The sequence below is a fragment of the Salinimicrobium oceani genome, assembly GCF_012037645.1.
Map to the genome: position 1 here is coordinate 1 of NZ_JAAVJR010001454.1, position 306 is coordinate 306.

1 pseudogene is annotated in these 306 nt (G+C 47.1%); it reads left to right on the plus strand.

Annotated elements, in window-relative coordinates:
* Positions 1-306, plus strand: a pseudogene (locus HC175_RS22610) (metabolite traffic protein EboE); the annotation flags it as partial.

Sequence of the window (306 nt, forward strand, 5' to 3'; positions counted from 1 at the left end):
TATCATCTTACGTACTGCACCAATGTACATCCCGGGGAAGATTGGGTGACGACTTTCACACAGCTTAAGAAGCATGTTCTGCCTTTAAAGGAAAAATTGGCACCAGAGGCACCGTTTGGCATCGGGCTGAGGTTGTCTGCAAAAGCTGCAGCCGGACTTTTGGAAGATGACAGGCTGGATGAATTTCAAAAATGGCTTAGAGAAAACGACCTTTACGTATTCACCATGAATGGCTTCCCTTACGGCGCTTTTCACGCCACGCATGTTAAAGAAAAGGTACATGAACCCGACTGGAGCACTGATGAC